The 16,040-nt window shown below is 64.5% G+C and carries 11 protein-coding genes and 1 pseudogene; 2 read left to right on the top strand and 10 right to left on the bottom strand.

Going from position 1 to position 16,040, the window contains the following annotated elements; all coding sequences use genetic code 11:
- Positions 1 to 13: 13 nt before the first annotated feature.
- Positions 14 to 2,353 (bottom strand): cytochrome P450/oxidoreductase, encoded by a 2,340-nt coding sequence (locus tag AB4Y36_RS00205; RefSeq protein WP_368682070.1) that lies wholly within the window; start codon positions 2,351 to 2,353, stop codon positions 14 to 16.
- A 163-nt stretch (positions 2,354 to 2,516) separates the two neighbouring features.
- Here AB4Y36_RS00205 and AB4Y36_RS00210 point away from each other — a divergent pair, with 163 nt between their 5' ends.
- A complete protein-coding gene (locus tag AB4Y36_RS00210; protein WP_368682071.1) occupies positions 2,517 to 3,401 on the top strand; it encodes an IclR family transcriptional regulator in 885 nt (294 codons plus the stop codon).
- A gap of 65 nt (positions 3,402 to 3,466) precedes the next feature.
- Here AB4Y36_RS00210 and AB4Y36_RS00215 read toward each other — a convergent pair whose 3' ends face one another.
- Positions 3,467 to 4,708, bottom strand: a complete 1,242-nt coding sequence (locus tag AB4Y36_RS00215) for a cytochrome-c peroxidase (RefSeq protein WP_368682072.1) — start codon at positions 4,706 to 4,708, stop codon at positions 3,467 to 3,469.
- 76 nt (positions 4,709 to 4,784) lie between these two features.
- Positions 4,785 to 6,662: an alkaline phosphatase family protein gene (locus tag AB4Y36_RS00220; protein ID WP_368682073.1), complete on the bottom strand. Its 1,878-nt coding sequence runs from the start codon at positions 6,660 to 6,662 to the stop codon at positions 4,785 to 4,787.
- Between the two features lie 273 nt (positions 6,663 to 6,935).
- Here AB4Y36_RS00220 and AB4Y36_RS00225 point away from each other — a divergent pair, with 273 nt between their 5' ends.
- A complete protein-coding gene (locus AB4Y36_RS00225) occupies positions 6,936 to 8,297 on the top strand; it encodes an NYN domain-containing protein (RefSeq protein ID WP_368682074.1) in 1,362 nt (453 codons plus the stop codon).
- A 296-nt stretch (positions 8,298 to 8,593) separates the two neighbouring features.
- On the opposite strand, the pseudogene AB4Y36_RS00230 reads toward AB4Y36_RS00225, so the two are convergent.
- The 7 genes and pseudogenes from AB4Y36_RS00230 to AB4Y36_RS00260 form a co-directional block, all read right to left on the bottom strand.
- Positions 8,594 to 8,827: pseudogene (locus AB4Y36_RS00230) on the bottom strand (hypothetical protein); the annotation flags it as partial.
- A 64-nt stretch (positions 8,828 to 8,891) separates the two neighbouring features.
- Positions 8,892 to 9,698 carry a DUF4239 domain-containing protein gene (locus tag AB4Y36_RS00235; RefSeq protein ID WP_069262483.1) on the bottom strand — a complete coding sequence of 269 codons (807 nt, stop codon included), beginning with the start codon at positions 9,696 to 9,698 and terminating at the stop codon, positions 8,892 to 8,894.
- A complete protein-coding gene (locus tag AB4Y36_RS00240; RefSeq protein ID WP_342945525.1) occupies positions 9,695 to 11,935 on the bottom strand; it encodes a cation:proton antiporter in 2,241 nt (746 codons plus the stop codon). The genes AB4Y36_RS00235 and AB4Y36_RS00240 overlap by 4 nt, the downstream gene beginning before the upstream one ends.
- Positions 11,936 to 11,947: 12 nt before the next feature.
- Positions 11,948 to 12,535 carry a lactate utilization protein C gene (locus AB4Y36_RS00245; RefSeq protein WP_368682075.1) on the bottom strand — a complete coding sequence of 196 codons (588 nt, stop codon included), beginning with the start codon at positions 12,533 to 12,535 and terminating at the stop codon, positions 11,948 to 11,950.
- Entirely contained in the window at positions 12,522 to 13,916 is a 1,395-nt protein-coding gene (locus tag AB4Y36_RS00250; protein ID WP_069262486.1) for a lactate utilization protein B, read from the bottom strand. Before AB4Y36_RS00250 ends, AB4Y36_RS00245 begins: the two co-directional genes overlap by 14 nt.
- A complete protein-coding gene (locus tag AB4Y36_RS00255; RefSeq protein WP_069262487.1) occupies positions 13,913 to 14,656 on the bottom strand; it encodes a (Fe-S)-binding protein in 744 nt (247 codons plus the stop codon). Before AB4Y36_RS00255 ends, AB4Y36_RS00250 begins: the two co-directional genes overlap by 4 nt.
- A gap of 120 nt (positions 14,657 to 14,776) precedes the next feature.
- Positions 14,777 to 15,988, bottom strand: a complete 1,212-nt coding sequence (locus tag AB4Y36_RS00260) for a porin (RefSeq protein ID WP_368682076.1) — start codon at positions 15,986 to 15,988, stop codon at positions 14,777 to 14,779.
- Positions 15,989 to 16,040 lie beyond the last annotated feature (52 nt).

Below are 16,040 nucleotides of genomic sequence, written 5' to 3' on the forward strand. Positions count from 1 at the left end.
CGCTCTACGGCGATTAAAGTTCGAGTACCAATCGCCCGCTTTTCGCTCGCGAGCAACAGGTCATCATGCGGGTTTGCGTGTCGCGTTCGGCGCGCGTGAGCACTACGTCGCGATGGTCGATCTCGCCCGCCAGCACGCGCACCTCGCACGAGCCGCACAAGCCTTCTTCGCAATCGCTTTGCACGTCGATGTTCGCGCGGCGCAGCGCGTCGAGCACGGTCTGGTCGGCGCCCACGTTGAGTACGAGCCCTGAGTCTTTCAGCTCGACTTCGAACGCCTGCTCCCGCGAGGGGTCGAGCTTGCCGCCGGTCGCCGCGAAATGCTCCACGCGCAGTGCATCCTCGGGCCACGCCTCGCTGCACGCTTCGAGTGCTTCGAGCATGCGCGCCGGTCCGCACGCGTAGACGCGCGTATGCTCGTCGACGTACAGCGCGGCAAAATCGTTGCGCGAGTCTTCGTCCGAAACGTGCAGATGCAGGCGCTCGCCGTGCAGCTGCGCGAGTTCGTCGACGAGCGCCATCGTCCTGCGCGAGCGCCCGCTATAGTGCAATTCGTAGTCGATGCCCAGTTCGCGCGCGCGGCGCGCCATGGCGCTTACCGGCGTGATGCCGATGCCGCCCGCAATGAAGATCGCGCGCCGCCCCTCTTCGTCGAGCCGGAAGTGGTTGCGCGGGCCGCGTATCTTCAGGCGCATGCCTGCGTGCAACGTGTCGTGCACCCAGGCCGAACCGCCGCGGCTTTGCATTTCGCGTAGCACGGCGATCTCGAACGCGCCCGTGTCGGCGGGGTCCGAGCACAGCGAGTACTGGCGCGAGATGCCGGTGTCGCCGCACTCCACGTCGATATGCGCACCCGCCGCCCAGCGCGGCAGCGCGCCGCCCTCCGGCGCGACGAGGCGCACACGGACGACGCCTTCTGCCACGGCGTCCACACGCTCGACCACCACAGGCCGCGAAAGCGCGTGCGCCGACGGCTCGCCAATGCGCACCGCCACGTGCGCGCCGAGCAGCGCCGGATTCGCGCGCTCCGGGTTTTGCGCGGGGTCCCATTCCACGAAGACATGCTCAGGACCCCGGAACGACGTGTTGGGCACATACGTGAACGTCTGCTCGGCCAGACGCATGTGCGGCAAGCGGCGCGTGAATTCTTCGAGGAAGATCTGCATCTCCATACGCGCGAGGTTCTTGCCCATGCACTGGTGCGAGCCATAGCCGAACGTGACGTGGTCGCTCGCGTTGTCGCGGCGAATATCGAACAGGTCGGCATCGGCGAAATGGCGCTCGTCATGATTCGCCGAGGACGTCACGATGAGCAGCTTCGAACCCGCCGGAACGTCGATGCCGCCGATTTGCACGTCTTTTGTTGCGAGGCGCCGCCAGGCCGCTACCGAGCCGTTGTGGCGCAAGCACTCCTCCACCGCGTTCGGAATGAGGCTCGGGTCCTCGCAGATCTCGCGCCACGCATGCGGGTGCTGCAGCAGCAGCTTCATCGCGTTCGCCGTGGCGTTGGCCGTGGTCTCGTGCGCGGCCACGATGCCGGCCATCATCATCGAATGCAGATAGGAGTCCGTGACGACTTCGGGATGTGTCTTCTGCTTGCGAATACCGTATTGCATCCAGCCCGGGCCGTCCGGATTCTGGCGCATCTTGTCCAGCACCTTGCCCGCGAACCGCCAGAAGTTGCCCACCGCGTGCGCGACCTCGACCTGCTCGTCGGGGCGCGGCCGGCCCCACGTATTGACCGTGTGCGCAATCGAATACTTGCGCAGCAGGTCCATGTCCTCCTCGGGCACGCCCAGAAAATGCAACGCCACGGTGAGTGGCACTTCCCAGAGCATCTGGTCCACGAGGTCGGCACGCCCTGCGTCGATGAAACGGTCCACGTACTCGCGCGTGAGGCGCCGCACCATCGGTTCGTGGTGCTTGAGATGTTCGGGCGTGAACGGCTCCATCAGCGCGCGGCGGCGCGGCATGTGGGCAGGCTCGTCCTCGTTCACGAGCGTTCGGTTCATGGCGTAGCCGTACGAGTCCAGCACCGCGTTCGCCTCGGGACCGGTGGGCGTGATCTTTTCGAGCGCAATGGAGGGCGAGAACGTGAGGTTGTCGCGAAAGATCGCCTTGATGTCGTCGTAGCGCGTGACCACCCAGTAGCCAAGCTGCGGGCTGTAGAACACGGGTTCCTGCTCGCGCGCCCAGCGCACGTACTCGGGCGGGTCCTGCTGGTAGCCGTCGCTGAAGGGGTCGAATGCTGCGGCATTGGGACTGACCGGGCAGCGCGACGTGGCGGCCGACGTCCGGTTCGCGGCGTGGGGAAACGGGCAGCGGCCCGTCGGTGGGGAAGGTGTCTCGCTCATATGCCTCTCCTGCATCCTGCGTGCATTACGTTTTGCGTAACTCTAGTACGCGTTGCGTAATTACGAGATAGGGGTTAACGTGCAAGGTCAGCAGGCACTATGCCGCCCCTACGCGCCCTAAAATCCGCGTGAACCCAACCGATATCCCAGCGTCCCGTCCAGTATGGAAAGCAGGAAAACCACTCCCCGTCGCACCACGGCCAAAGTGGCCGACGCTTCGACGTCGCCCAAAGTCGCGCAAGAGACGAGGGCCGTAGCCGCGCCGCGAGAGCGCCGCCAGCGCGTGCAATCCGCGCAAACCGGCATGGCCGTGCTCAAGGGTCTCGCGCGCCTGGGCGGCCGCGCGAGCCTCTCGGGTCTCGCCGCTTGCGTGGGCGAGAGTCCCGCAAAGGTGCATCGCTATCTCGTGAGCCTGATCGAGGAAGGCCTGGTCGCGCAGGACACCGCCACCCAGCAGTATCGGCTCGGCGTCGAGGCGATGATGATCGGCGTGGCCGCCATGCGTCAGGCCGATCCGGTGCGCATTGCGGAGCCCGCGCTCGTGCGCCTGCGCGAGACGCTCGAAGTGACGTCGTTCGTCGCGGTGATGGGCAACAAGGGACCCACGATCATCCGTTTCGAGGAACCGGGGCTGCCCGTGACCGTCAACGTGCGGGTGGGCTCGGTGATGTCGCTGCTATGGTCGTCCACGGGCCGCGTGTTTCTCGGCCTGCTCGACGACACGCGCGTGCTCGCGCAAGCTGAAGAAGAACTCGCCCACGCCGATGCTTCGTTGCGCGCTCAACTGAGTGCAAGCGATCCGATCGGCACGCTGCGGCGCGACGTGCAGCAAGCACGCTGCGCGAGCGTGCGCGACACGAATCTCAAGGGCATCAGCGCCGTTTCGGCGCCGCTCTTCGATCACACCGGCAAGCTCTGCGGCGTGCTCACGGCGCTGGGCGCCACCGGCGGCTTCGACGCCACGCCCGAGGGCCCGAACGGTCGCGCCGTACGCCGCGAAGCGGACGCCGTGAGCGCCCTCCTCGGCTACGTGGCGAGCAGCGCTTAACGCTTCGTCAGCGCATAAAAAACCCGGTTCAAAACTGACCGGGTTTTTCCTTTTTCTGAACGACGTTAGCGAGCCACCGTCTTTGCGTCCGCGTCGGTGAGGGTATCCAGGAACGCCATTACGTCGCGGATATCCGAGTCTGACCAGACCGGTTTGCCGCCCAGGTGATTCGTCAGCGGCTCCGTCCTGGTATCCACATTACTGCGCAGATTCTTCGGCAGGTCGTCAAACTTCATGACGTGGCCGTGCGCGTCTTTCGAATACCACTTCTCCGGGTTCGTGTCGCGCTCGACATAGAAGCGTAACGAATCTTCCAGCGTATGGTACATGCCATTGTGAAAGAAGACGCGTCGCGTGGCGACGTTGCGAAGCGTGGGCGTGCGGAACATCCCGCAGAACCACTTCTGCTGCTTCGCCTCGTCTTGACGCAGCGGCCCACATAACCCCATATCGAAGAAGTTCGGATCGCGGTTGGCCGGAATTTCCATGTTGCGCGGCACACCCAGCGTCTGAAAGTTGTAATCCGTCAATGCCGGATGCGCGCCGTGAGCGCCTTTGTTGATCGGGTGACAGCTTGCACAGTTGCCCTTGTCCGGGTCGCTGAACAGCGCCAATCCGTGCGCTTCCTGTGGCGTGAAATGCTCCTTGCCGTCGAGCACCCGGTCGAATTTGCTGGAGTACGGCGCGAACGACGGATCGTTGAACTGGAATGCCTGCAATACCTTTCCGAGGTCCGCCAGCGCCTGCGTCGGCCGCGAGAAAATGTCCTGACCGAATGCTTCGCGGAACTGCTGTGCGTAGGCGCTTTTGCTCAGCTTCTGCGCCACGTCATCCGCGCTGCTGTTTGCCATTTCATCCGGATTGAGCAGGGGAAATGCAGCCTGATCCGCGGGGGAGTTGTAGCGTCCATCCCAGGTGTATCCGCCGCTGGGCTGATTATCGCCGTCCTCGAGACGCTCTTTCAGGCTATTTGCCTGCGTGAACGTCCAGTAAGGCACAGCACGCAGATAGCGCAGCGACGGCGCCGAGCGCAGTCCGGCTCGATCGAGGTTTGGACCACCCAACTGGACTGCCAGACCGTTCGGCGGCCCATAGGCATTCTCAGGGCTGTGACAGGAGGCGCATGACTGCTTGCCGGAAGCCGACAGCGACGGATCGAAGAACGCTGCCTTGCCGATGGCTGCCAGATCAGGCGCAGGTGCTTTGACCGCGGCTGCCTGAGCGTCCGGTGCATGTTGGTCGCATGCGCAAAGCAGGCAAATGCAAAGGGCCGTTGTGAGAACAGCCCTTAGAGGAAATTGGCGCATGACGGATCAAGAAAAGAGCCCGGTTCGAGCCGAGAACCGGGCCAGGACAACAAAGTTCTTGTGAGACCGCTACGGATTAGCGGTTATCGATGTTGGCCGATGTGAAGATCGGCTTGAGCGATGCATCATCTGCGTAGCCGAGATACGAGCCGATGCCGAAGTTGTCTTCGAGCGAACGCAGCAGCGCGTAGTGGTTGTAGCCCGTACCATCCACGTGACCGCCCTTGATGAACGGCGACAGCAGAAGCGTACCGATCTGATCGCCACCGACTCCGAGGTAGTTCAACGCAATCGACACGCTGCGCACGGATGCAGGCAGCGTCGCCGGGTTGATACCGAGCAGGGCTGCTTGAGCCACCGGCAGCGTGGACATCGTGACCTGTTCCGGACGCGTCACGTTCGGACCCGTTTGCTGGTTGCAGCCCGGGCACTGGTTGCCCATTTCCGGCTCCAGCAGGGAAAGCGTCGTGCCATCTGCGCTGAGCGACGTTGTCGGCGTCAGTCCGGTCACGACGCCTTCGTCCGTCGTGATGATGATCAGGCCGTCCTGCTTGTAGGCGGGCGAAGCCTGAATCAACGGGATCGTGTTCTTCAGGAACGCGTCGATCGAAGCCAAACCGCCAGGCTGACCGTTTTTGCAGCCCTTGCCCGCCGCGCCCGTACCGTCACCATCATGGCCGTCGTTACACAGGTTCGGCGTGATGAAGGAGAAGTTCGGCGTAGTGGCAATCGACTGAAGATCCGTTGCCAGGTTGTCTTGCAGGTTGACCACGTGCGCGTCGCAGTTGGCCAGATCATCGATGGTCGAATGGAAATACGGGAACGGATTGTGACGCGTTGCGTACTCATCGCCTGCCACGTCACCCGAAGCCGAAGGCGCCTGCGCGGCCTGTGTGCCGTCCACAGCCTTCGCCGGGTCCGAGCCCGCAAGCTGCGCGGTACGGCGCGGGAACGAACAGGTTCTCGTGCCGTCACGGTTCAGGTCGTTGCCCATGTCCTCGTTGTAGCTGCGCCACGTGAGCTTGGCCTGTTCCATCTGGTTGCCAATATGCTGCACGCGGGCCGGGAACACGCAGCCGCCGCTCGCGTGGCCGTTTGCGTCCGTACCTGCCTTGAGAACCTTGGGGTTCGCCGAGTCGTTGCCGGCATCCACGATATCGGACCACAGCTGGAAGCAGTCCGTTTCGGTGTCGTGCGTCGACGGCTGACCCGACACCATCGATATGTAATTGTCCAGCGAAACGTGGCCGGTGCCGTAGTAGTTCGAAAGGAACGTGCCCTGCGGCATCAGCGATTTCAGGTACGGGTCCTGGTTCGAATCCGAGGCCGTCGTGCCGTACGTCGATTCCGCGCTCTTGTTTTCGAGCACGATAACCCAGACGTGCTTGATCGCCTTGCTCGAAACGACGGTTGCAATGTACTGATCGCTCGCGGCCTTCACCACGTTGTTGCCGTTGGTATTGAAGTCGCCCAGCAGGGCGTCCGGCGTCGTGCCGATCTTGTTCGCCAGTTGCGTTTGAGCATCCGACTGCGACAGGCCGCTGTCAATCAGTTGCGAGAGCTGCGTCGTGATCGCGCTGACGGAACCGACGCCACGCGGCGAACGGAACGTAGCCGTGCTGTTGAACGCCGTGCCCATGTTCTTGCCCGATGCGTCGTTCTCCGTTGCGCCGCTCAGGTCGGCCACGATGTACTTCCACGACCCCTTGCTCGTATCGGAGATCGAGAACTTGCCCTGGGCATCCGAGCGCGCGACCGGCTCGCCCTGGTCGCACCTGCCGTTGTTGTTCACATCCAGGCAGACTGCCGCATTCTGGATATAGCTGCCGAGCACCTGACCGGTGACCTTCGGTCCGCCATCTGAGCCGTTGCTTCCGCAACCAGATAACCCCGCCAATACGCCGATGCTCGCCAGCATCGCGAGCGCACCCCTGCGCGACTTTATTTTCTTCACAACCGTCCCTCGTTATAAGTCGGACACACCCGACGGATTTTGACTCGCGGAAAGCTTATGAAAGTTGTGTTACACGCTTGTTAAGAAGTTGTTGGGTAAACATAAAATGACTGCGTTTTACGGCTCCACGTTCGAAAGTCGTTCAAAATAATCATGCTTGCGCACACAAACACATGCCGCACGGGGTGAGGCGCCGCTATCGCGATTCCCGGCCCGCCGCGATGCAACCGGCTATCATGTGAATTCACACCGTAGATGGAACGAATCAATCACATGGCTTCCCCCCAGGAAAACATCAGCATGGCGGTGTTCTGCGACTTCGAGAACGTCGCGCTCGGCGTGCGCGACGCGAAGATCGACCGCTTCGATATCAAGCCCGTGCTGGAACGGCTCTTGCTCAAGGGCAGCATCGTCGTGAAGAAGGCCTATTGCGACTGGGAGCGCTACAAGGGCTTCAAGGCCGCGATGCACGAGGCGAGCTTCGAGCTGATCGAAATTCCCCACGTGCGCCAGTCGGGCAAGAATTCGGCCGATATCCGCCTCGTCGTGGACGCGCTCGATCTCTGCTATACGAAGTCGCACGTGGACACGTTCGTGATCGTGAGCGGCGACTCCGACTTTTCGCCGCTCGTCTCGAAGCTGCGCGAGAACGCCAAGAAGGTGATCGGCGTGGGTGTGAAGCACTCCACCTCCGACCTGCTCGTCGCCAATTGCGACGAATTCATCTTCTACGACGACCTGGTGCGCGAACTCGAGCGCGAACAGCACACGCACGGCAGGGGCAAGAACAAGGACGGCGGCGGTGCGAAACGCCAGGGCGGCGACGAACGACAGCCGAAGCAGGACGGCGACGAGCGCAAGTCGAAGGCCGTGGCCTTTGCGATCGAAACGCTCGACGCGCTCGTGCTCGAGCGTGGCGAAAGCGGCAAGATCTGGGCTTCGGTGCTCAAGAGCGCCATCAAGCGCCGGCGGCCCGACTTCAACGAAACGCGCTACGGCTTTCGCGCATTCGGCAATCTGCTCGAAGAGGCGCAGTCGCGCGGGCTGCTCGAAGTGGGCCGCGACGACAAGTCGGGGACCTGGGTGTCGCGGCTGAACCCGCCCCCGCTCGCGGCTGCCGCCGCCAGCGTGTCAGCGCCGGAAAGCACGGCGGCGCGTGCCGAGGAGCCGCGCGGCAGGCGCAAGGGCCGTCGCAATGGCCGCGGAGGCGGCGCGGCGGACGTGCGCGAAACCGCAGTCGAGCAACCGGTCGAGGCGCAAGGCGAAATTCCGTTCGAGCCGGTCGAGGCGCTCGCGCAAGCAGCGCATCGGTACGAAGCCGCGCCGCCCTTCTCCGTCGAGCCGTTCGACGCGAACGAGAGGACCCATTCGCCGCAAGAGGCCTACGAGGCGCATGCGGCGCCCGAACCGGCCGCCGATGTCGAACCCACCGCGCCCGCCCCCGCGCGAGCGCGCAAGACGGCAGCTCGCAAGAGCCCCGCGCGCAAGAAGACAGCGAAGAAAGCGGCAGAAACACCGGCCAGTTCCGTTGACGAACCGGCGAGCCCGGCAGCAGCGCCGGCTGAGCCCGCTGCCAGGAAGGCGCCGTCGCGCGCGCGTCGCGCGCGCAGCAAGGCCGCAGCGGAAGAAAGCTGACAATGGCGTGACGCGCGCTGCTCTAAGTTGGGCGGCGCGCAGCGCATCCGTCAATCGCCGAACGGATTCGCGGGGCGTTTGCCCTTCGCAGGCGGCGCATCTTCACTCGCGGGCGCAGTATCGCCGAAAGGATCCTGCTTGCCCGACGGCCCCGCCACTCCAAACGGGTTCGCGGCCTGCGCGGGTTTCGATCCGCCAAATGGATTCTCAGCGCCGGCGCGCTTCGCTCCCCCGAACGGATCGCACGTGCCGGCCTGCTGGCCGACATCGTCCTCCACGGCTTCATCCTTTGCCTGCGCGAGGTTGTACTCGGCCTGCACCTGCTCCAGCACGCGCGCCACGCTCGCTTCGAAGCCAGCCGCGTTGTGAAAGTGCTGCATCGTCCAGTTGCAGCCGCTGCGGTCGGGCTCCTGCAACTGCGGGCGCGGCACGCCGATCTTCACGCCGTCTTCGACCACCTCCTGCAGCTTGTGGATGCGCCGATGCACTTCCTCCTGCAGCCGCGAAGCATTGAGCGTCTTGCGCAACATTGCAAACCTCCTTTCCTGTACGCGTCACGTCGCGCGAGTCTAGCGCAATGACTCGCTCGCGTCGCTACGTGGCCGACGCGTTCATGTGCGCGAGCGCATCGCGCATCGAATCGCTCGGCACCACGAGTTGTCCCGTGAACGGCGTATCGAGGTCGGCGATCACGTAGACGGCCGACGAAATCGACACCGCACCAAGGAAGATCAGCACGATCGCCAGCGCGTTATGCGGCGCGACGAGCCCGAAGCTCAGGAAGATCAGAATCAGCCAGAGCGCGAGCATCGTGAAGAACGGCCGCGAAATCGTGCCATGCGCCTCTTCGATCAGACGCCACCGCGTATCGGTCACGCGGTCGAACATCTGTGAGAGCGGGCCCACGAGCGCCTGGTGATAGGCGTCGCGTGGCGCGAGCATTTCGATTTCGTGCCCGACTGAGTTGAGCAGCGCGCCGAGCGGCCGGCTTTCGAGTTCGTCATTGCCGACGCCCGGATCGTGTGGATAGTAGTTTCCCGGCGGCGGCTTTTCCTGCGCCCAGGTCGAGGCGATGGCGCTTGCCGTATACGCGCGCAGCAAGGTGCGCGCCGCGGCCGCGTCGGGACCGTATTCGCGCAGGCGTTGATCGAGCTGAATCAGGTCGGCGGCGTAGGCGCGCATGTCGTTGGTCGCCGTATCGAAGCTCGATTTCGCGGACGCGGTGAGCAGGCTCAGCACGAGCGCCGCAAACGTCACCAGCATACCGATCACGAGTTGCACGAGCTGCACGGTTTCATGCTTGCGATGCTCCTCGGGCAATAACGGCCGCAGCAGCACGCCGAGGCCCGTACCGCCGAGCAGCAGCGCGAACACGAGCAGCGCCGACTGGATTTCGGTCATGGCGACGGCCTGCGCTCCCCGGCTGCGGCGTTTTCCATCGGCGCGACGGTGTCGGTGTGCGGCGCTATGGGTGCTGGGGGCTGCGCATGCGCATCGGCGCCGCCAACGCTCAATGCGTCGATGCGCGTATGAATCTCCTTCGCGTGCGTCTCGCCCGGCACGAGGTCCGGATGCGCCCGCGGCACGGCGAGCTTCCACGCGGCGTCCAGCTCGCGCCGGATCGAATCGTAGATCTCCTTCGAGATCGAGCGGTCCTCGTACATGGCCTGCACGCGTTCGCGCCCTTCACGCAGCGCGTAGAGCAGCAGCATGCGCCGCTCGAGCACGTCCGAAGCCTGGCCGAAGCAACGGCGCACGTCCGCGAGCCCATGCTCGGCGGTCGCGATGCGCGCCTTGAGGATCGTCTTGAGCAGCGCCGCGAGACGCTCGCCCAGCAGCGGCGTGAGGCTGCGGTCGTTGAAGACGATCAGCTGATGCAGCACCACGCGGCGACACATCAGGAGTTCGAAACGATCGGCGAGCGCGTCGCCGTACGGCTGCCGCACGCGCAGCCAGCGATAAAGCAGGCGCGCGACGCGCATCTCGATCGTGTCGGCCAGTATTTTTGCGGCCGCGCGCTGATAACCAAGCCGCCCGCCCACGCGCGCCTCTTCGATCATGGCATCGGTGTTGCGCATCATGGCGTCCAGATTGCGGATCGTAATGATGCCGCTGCCATACTGCGGAATGAGGTCGCGCTCCTTCGCCGCGAGCGTCACGAGGCCGATGACGAGACGCTCGCGGTCCGAGAGCGCCGCCTCGAAATCGAATGCCGTCGCGCTGATGTCCACGCTGCGCCGGAACGTATGGCAGGCCTGGTCGGCGATCGCATCGGGAATGTGAAAGGTGCGTGCCGCCATATGCACGCGCTCGGATACGCCGATCGACGAAAGCTGCACCGCCTTTTGCTGCAGCGCCTGCTCCTGGGGCGACAGCAGATCGAGGCGCAGCCGCCGGATCAGCAGCTTGAGCGACGTGCCGTTCACGATGAGGCTCACGAGCACGAAGCCCGTCGCGAGGATCGCGACGAAGCGGCGCGTGGAATCGGGCAGCGCCGTGTCCTGCGCGAGGCCCAGCGCGAGCACGAGCGTCACCGCGCCGCGCAGCCCACCCCATGCAATCACGAGCTTGTAGGCCGCGCTCACGGGCTCGGTGAGCCGCAGGCGGCTCAGTAGCGGCAGCATGCCGAACACCACGACGACGCGCGCCGCGAACGCCGCCACCACCACGACGGCGAGCGCGACGAGATCGATCCATTGCGCATCACGCAGCGTGGCCGGAATCTGCATGGCCGCGAGCAGAAAAATCGCTGCGCCCGCCATGGCCGCGATCTGTTCCCAGATCAGTTGCAGATGCTTCCAGTTCACAGGCGACAGGCGCGTGCTCCCCAGCCCGCTGATGACGAGCCCGGCCGCGACCACGGCCACCACGCCCGAGACGTGCAACATCTGGTCGGCGAGGAGATAGAGCGGATACGGCAGCGCGAAACTGAGCGAGATCTCGGCTTTGCCCTCGCCGCCCAGCGCCGGCAGGAGCCACGCGAATGCGCGCCCGGCCAGCGCCCCGACCAGCAGCCCGCCGCCGAGCGCGATGCCGAGCGCACGCAGCGCGGCCGTTGCCGAGACATTGGCCGCGTCTCCTGTGATCGCGGCGATCAGCACGCCGGCGATGGCAATGGCGGCCGCATCGTTGAGCAGGCTCTCGCCTTCCACGAGGCGCACGAGCCGCTCGGGTGCACCCACTTCGCGGAACACGGCGAGCACGGCGGAAGGGTCGGTGGTCGCGATCATCGCACCGAGCAGGAGACCGTCGGCAAGCGGACCGAGGCCCGTGAGCCGGACTGCGCCGCCCACCATGCCGGTCGCCACGAACACGGCCACCACGGCAAGCAGCAGAATCGGCGCCGCGTCGCCGAGCATCTCACGCACGTTCACGCTGAGCGCGGCCTGAAACAGCAGCGGCGGAAGGAAGATCCAAAGGTAAGCTTCGGGCGGCAGCCGAGGCGCAAGCGCGGGCATCACGAAGTTCGCGGCGAGCGTGGGCCAGGCTTCGCCGCTCACGAGGTAGATGCCGCCCAGCGTGAAACCCCACCCGGCGAGCAGCACCGATTCGGAAATCGACCAGCGCAGGCTCACCGCCTGCACGAGCGCGATGCTCGCCAGCAGAAAGCCGCTCAGGAGAAGGACGTGGATGACCATGGCGTGCAACCGTCACGGCGCCGGCAGCCACACCACCGTCAACGACCTCACCCCTTGTGCCCCCTGGATCAACACACCTTCGATATCGGCCGTCGCGGACGGCCCTGTGACGAGCGCCGCGTAGCGCGCGCTGCGAAAATCGTCGCGCCGGTACGCGTCCTGCAGCCCCGCCACCAGCTGTGCGGGATCGAGCAGCACCACGAGATGCTGCACGATATAGCCGAGCGCGTTCACCACGTACTCGCACTCGCTCAGCCATAGCGATCCCGTTTCCGCCACGCCGAAGCGTGCGCGCACCACGCCCACGTCGACGTCTTCGAGCGAGGCCGGCTTCGTGACGGCGCTGATCTCGCGCGTGCCCTGGACCTCCGGCGTGGCCGACGCGATACGCGCCTCGCTGCCAAAGCGGCGCAGGATCATGGCGCGCACCTCGGCCCCGCTTTGCACCTGCGTGTCGCTGCCGCCCATCAGTTTGAGCGCGGCGCCAAAGCGCTCGCGCAGATCGCCGGCGGGCGCTTCGAACAACGGCACCTCGGGCAACGGTTCGTGCGCGGGTTGCGCGGCGCGCACGCGCGCGAGAAACGCCTCACGATCCGCCATCGCCGCCTCCCTTGCGGTTTTTCCGGTACCACGCATGGAACGTCGTGTGCGGCACGTGCGGCAGATCGCGCTGCTTGCCCCAGATATTGAGCGGGTTGTAGAGCATGAAGTTGGGCAAGCGCCGCAACGCGCCCTCGAGCGATTTCACCGTGCCGCGATAAAGCGTCGGACTGCCGAGCAACCGGCCAGCCATCTTCAGCACTTCCTGCTTCACGAATGGCACCTCGTGCTGTGCCGCGATGACCTGTCGCCACTGGTAGATCTGCTCGTGAATATTGATCTTCACCGGGCACACGTTCGTGCAGCTGCCGTTGAGCGTCGAGGCGAACGGCAATGCGCTGAAGCGTTTGAGGTCGAAGGTCGGATTGATGATCGCGCCGATCGGCCCCGCATAGGTGCTGCCGTACGAAAGCCCGCCGCTGCGCCGGTACACGGGACACGTATTCATGCACGCGCCGCACCGAATGCACTTGAGCGAATACCAGAACTCGGGCATGGCGAGCCGCTCGGCCCGGCCGTTGTCGACGAGCACGAAATGCATTTGCGCACCGGGCCGCGGCGCGCGGAAATGCGAGGTGTATTGCGTGATTGGCGAACCGAGGGCGCTGCGCGAGAGCATGCGCACGAATACGCCGAGATCGGAAAGGCGCGGAATCAGCTTCTCGATGCCCATCGAGACGATGTGCAGCGGCGGCACGTTGGCGGAAAGGTCCGCGTTGCCCTCGTTGGTGCATACCACCACCGTGCCCGTTTCCGCCACCGCGAAATTGCAGCCGGTCATGCCCGCCGTTTTCTCGCGCACGAACCACGGCCGCGTATTCATGCGCTGGCTTTCCGCCAGATAGTGAATGTCGTTGTTGTGCGGGTCCGTGCCGATGGTGCGGCCGAACACTTCGGCCACGTCGTCGCGCAGCTTGTGCACGGCGGGCACGACGATATGGCTGGGCGGCTGCTTGTCGAGCTGCTGGATGCGCTCGCCAAGGTCGGTCTCCATCACCGAAATGCCGCGCGACTCCAGATACGGACGCATCTCGCACTCGTCGGTGAGCATCGACTTGCTCTTCACGAGCGCCGTCATACCGCGCTCGCTCAGGATGCGATAAACGATTTCGTTGTGTTCCTCGGCCGTATCCGCAAAATGGACCTGCACGCCATTGGCTTGCGCCGTGCGCGTGAAATGGTCGAGGTAGTCGGCGAGATGCGAGAGCGTATGCGCCTTGATTTGCGAGGCGAGCGTGCGCAGCATTTCCCACTCGGGAATGGCATGCGCCTGGGCGTCGCGCTTCGAGCGCAAGTCCCATAGACGCTTGTCGTGGAAGGCGACATGCTCCGGCCGCGAGAGAAACGTGCCGGCGAGCTTCGCGTGTTCGACTCGCTTCATTCGCGCGCTCCGTTGAGCACCTGGGCAATGTGGATGAAGCGGATGTCCGCGCTCATGCGCTCGGCGCAGCCCTGCTGGTGCATGAGGCAGGACATGTCGGCGGAAACGATGTATTGCGCGCCCGCGCTCACGTGATCGACCACCTTGTCCTGGCCCATGCGCACCGACACCGCCTCTTCGGTCACGGCGAACGTGCCGCCGAAGCCGCAGCATTCGTCGGGGCGCGCCGGCTTCACGAATTCGATGCCCTTCACATGTTCGAGCAGCGCGAGGGGTTTCGAGAACGTCGGACCCGCGATTTCCGAAACCGAAGCTTCCTTCAAATGGCGCAGCGCGCTGCAGCTATTGTGCAAACCCACGCGCCAGGGAAATTCGGCCCAGGGGAATTCGCGCGCGCCCAGCACGTCGTGCAGAAACTCGACGAGTTCATAGGTGCTCTCGCGCACCTTACGTACGGTCTCGGTCTGCTCGATCGCGGTGAAGTGGTCGCGCACGTGATTCACGCAGCTCGCCGACGGGCCGACGATATAGTCGTAGCCCGCGAACGCGCGCGCAAATACCCGCTCCGCGCCGGCTGCCTCGGCCTGCGCACCGCTGTTGGCCATGGGCTGGCCGCAGCAGGTTTGTTCGAGCGGATAGTCCACCTCGCAGCCGAAACGCTCCAGCAGTTCCAGTGTGGCGATTGCCACCTCGGGGTAGAACGCGTCGATGAAGCAAGGGACGAACAAGGCAACTTTCATGCGCGGGCTCACACGAAAAGCGGACCCGAACATTCTACTGCCGAACGGCGCGGGCGTCGCGCGAAGCGTGTATGCGCTGCGCGTTTCCGCGGTGCATCATGCTGCGCCGCGGCTTTTCAATCAGAAGTTGTGGCGAATGCCCGCGATCACGGCAAGCTGCTTGTCGGAGTTCGAATTCACGAGGTTCGGAATCTGCGCCAGATTCTGCGTCGCTCCGCTCGCGGCATCGATCCCGAGACCCGCCCCCGACGACTTCTGGCCGATCGCCACCGCATAAACTGCCGTGCGCTTGGAGAGGCTGTAGACCGCGCCCAGATTGATCTGGTGAAGCCGTGTGGATGAGCCGCCGTCCGGGTGAGCGTCGTTGAAGATATAAGCGAAGCCGAACTGCAGCGCGGGCGAGTATTGCCACGACGTATTCAGCTCGGCGATATCGAACGAGATGTCCGCGCCCTGCGGCCGTGCCGCATCCGCGAAATACTGGCTCTGCGAAAGAAGCGTATGGGTATAGCTGAGCGCCACGCTAACCTTGTCGAACGCGTACGAGCCGCCCGCGCCGAAAATGCTCACGCGCTGCGCATTCTGTAGTTCGCAGTACGACGCATTCGGATTGCTGCAACTGAAGTCGCCGATATAGCCGCTCTCCCCGCCCAACGCCGCCTGCAGCGGATTGCGCAACTCGAGGTAGCCGGCAGAAAGCGAAAGCGGCCCGTTGGCGTAATTCGCCGCCACCGACCAACCGCGGTTCTGCGAGAAATTCCCCGCCACGCCGCCGAAACTGAACTGACCGCCTATCGTGAGGCCGCCGAAACTCGGGCTCACGTATTTGATCGAGTTATTGAAGTTGAACGCTTCGTTGAGATTGTCCACGTCGCCGAAGTGCGAGCCATAGAGCGTTGCCCAGTTATTGCTCGACACATAGGCGCCCAGATCGTCGGAAAACGGATCGTACTGGCGACCCAGCGTGAGCGTGCCGTAGTGGCTGTTCGCCACGCCCACCCAGGCGTTGCGGTTGAAGAGCGTGCCGCCCTGCAGGAGTGCGCCGTTCTGCGAGAAGAAGCTGTTTTCGAGCGTGAAATTGACGCTCGTGCCGCCGCCAATGTCCTCGCTGCCCGTGAGACCCCAGCGCGACGGCACGAGGTTGCCGCCGCCCAGTTGCCAGTTGGCGTGGCCGCTCGTGCTGCCGTCTGCGTGCGTGGTCTGCTGGTTGGTCGAATAGATGAGGCCCGCGTCCACCGTGCCGTAAAGCGTGACTGAAGATTGCGCGAGTGCGCTCGTCGCGAGGGCGCACGAAGCCAGCGCCAGCGCTGTGCGCTTGACGAGATTTGCCATGTCGTTGTCTTGTCGAAGAGAGATGGGCCGCTGCGCTGCATGCGCGTGCGCG

This window comes from Paraburkholderia sp. BR10936 (assembly GCF_040965735.1).
In the GTDB taxonomy this organism is placed as follows: domain Bacteria; phylum Pseudomonadota; class Gammaproteobacteria; order Burkholderiales; family Burkholderiaceae; genus Paraburkholderia; species Paraburkholderia nodosa_A.

Excerpts from the sequence above, each read along its gene's own strand:
- AB4Y36_RS00205 (WP_368682070.1), bottom strand. The coding sequence starts at position 2,353 with ATGAGCGAGACACCTTCCCCACCGACGGGCCGCTGCCCGTTTCCCCAC.
- AB4Y36_RS00235 (WP_069262483.1), bottom strand. The coding sequence starts at position 9,698 with ATGACCGAAATCCAGTCGGCGCTGCTCGTGTTCGCGCTGCTGCTCGGC.
- AB4Y36_RS00260 (WP_368682076.1), bottom strand. The coding sequence starts at position 15,988 with ATGGCAAATCTCGTCAAGCGCACAGCGCTGGCGCTGGCTTCGTGCGCC.
- AB4Y36_RS00240 (WP_342945525.1), bottom strand. The coding sequence starts at position 11,935 with ATGGTCATCCACGTCCTTCTCCTGAGCGGCTTTCTGCTGGCGAGCATC.
- AB4Y36_RS00225 (WP_368682074.1), top strand. The coding sequence starts at position 6,936 with ATGGCTTCCCCCCAGGAAAACATCAGCATGGCGGTGTTCTGCGACTTC.
- AB4Y36_RS00215 (WP_368682072.1), bottom strand. The coding sequence starts at position 4,708 with ATGCGCCAATTTCCTCTAAGGGCTGTTCTCACAACGGCCCTTTGCATT.
- AB4Y36_RS00255 (WP_069262487.1), bottom strand. The coding sequence starts at position 14,656 with ATGAAAGTTGCCTTGTTCGTCCCTTGCTTCATCGACGCGTTCTACCCC.
- AB4Y36_RS00210 (WP_368682071.1), top strand. The coding sequence starts at position 2,517 with ATGGAAAGCAGGAAAACCACTCCCCGTCGCACCACGGCCAAAGTGGCC.
- AB4Y36_RS00250 (WP_069262486.1), bottom strand. The coding sequence starts at position 13,916 with ATGAAGCGAGTCGAACACGCGAAGCTCGCCGGCACGTTTCTCTCGCGG.
- AB4Y36_RS00245 (WP_368682075.1), bottom strand. The coding sequence starts at position 12,535 with ATGGCGGATCGTGAGGCGTTTCTCGCGCGCGTGCGCGCCGCGCAACCC.